This window comes from Bradyrhizobium sp. SHOUNA76, assembly GCF_023006445.1.
In the GTDB taxonomy this organism is placed as follows: Bacteria; Pseudomonadota; Alphaproteobacteria; order Rhizobiales; family Xanthobacteraceae; genus Bradyrhizobium.
Window position 1 is genome coordinate 1 of sequence record NZ_JALBHA010000910.1, and the last position, 1,259, is coordinate 1,259.

Annotated in this window: 1 protein-coding gene and 1 pseudogene; one reads left to right on the forward strand and one right to left on the reverse strand. The window is 65.1% G+C overall.

Translation table 11 applies throughout. The features are described 5' to 3' along the window. Window positions 1-483: pseudogene (locus MOV74_RS38490) on the reverse strand (flagellar hook-length control protein FliK); the annotation flags it as partial. A gap of 345 nt (window positions 484-828) precedes the next feature. Here MOV74_RS38490 and MOV74_RS38495 point away from each other — a divergent pair. Continuing rightward, on the forward strand, window positions 829-1,259 hold a 431-nt coding region (locus MOV74_RS38495), incomplete at its 3' end, for an asparagine synthase-related protein (RefSeq protein WP_246932772.1).

Sequence of the window (1,259 nt, forward strand, 5' to 3'; positions counted from 1 at the left end):
GGTCGGCGCGGCCGCCGCGGCATCGGCGGAGACGGCGAGCCCGTCGGTGGCCTCGGTCTTGTCGCCCTTGGCCTCCTCGGACGTATCAGCCGATTTGTCAGCCGATTTGGCGTCGGATGTCTCGGACTTGTCCTTGAGCTTGCCGGCGTCCTTGGCCGGATCGGCGGTCGTATCGCTCGCGTTGTCGTTCCTGGGCGCGGATGCGTCGGTGTCGTCGCTCGCCTTGCTTTGCGAGGACGAATCCGTGGACGAGGTGTCGCGCGGGCCCTTGTCCGCGGAGGACGAGGATGAATCGCTGCGCCGCGGCGCGCGATCCTGGGCCTGCGCGGCCGCATTGGTGCTGATCGCCTGGGTGTTGCTGTCGACCAGCGAGCCGAAGCTATCGTCCGCGGACGGCTCTTTGGAGCTCTGCGACCGGGCAGGCTTTTGCTGCGCGCTCGAAACCTGCACGCTTGCCACGACATCTGACGTACGACCGACCACAGGCAACCCCTTGGAAACATCTTCGGCATCAGGGGAGCAAGGAGCGGGCCAGCGTCGCCTCGTGTGCATTTATTCAGCAAAATCAATAGCTTGATGATTCGGGGCGCCGCCGCGGGGCCTGCCGCGCCCCCGCCATTTCTGCCTGCCCGGCAAGAATTGCCCTAAGCTGGCCGCCCCTGTGATTGCTTCACCGGAATGCCGCCTATATTAAAGAGGTTACTCTCAGCCGCTTTCGACCGGGCAGTCGTGCCTTTCGGGAACTGAAGTTCCCGGGGATCGCCGATGTCCCGCGAGAAGCATGACATCGCGGATCGCCGCACGCCGTCGCCACAACCCTTAAGGCCCATGCGCAACAGTCTGGATCTCGAAGGCCGTCCTGAGGACACCAGGGTCGTTGTCGCCATGTCGGGCGGCGTCGACTCCTCGACGACGGCTGCGCTTTTGAAGGCGGAAGGCTACGACGTCGTCGGCATCACGCTGCAGCTCTACGACCATGGCGCGGCGACCCATCGCAAAGGCGCCTGCTGCGCGGGCCAGGACATTCACGACGCGCGCGACGTCGCGGCAAAACTCGGCATTCCCCATTACGTGCTCGACTACGAGGACCGCTTTCGCGAATCCGTCATCGACAATTTCGCCGACTCTTATGCCCTTGGTGAAACGCCGGTGCCGTGCATCGAGTGCAACCGCTCGGTCAAGTTCCGCGACTTGCTGAAGACCGCCCGCGAGCTCGGCGCGCAGGCGCTCGCCACCGGCCATTACGTCGCCTCGCGCCG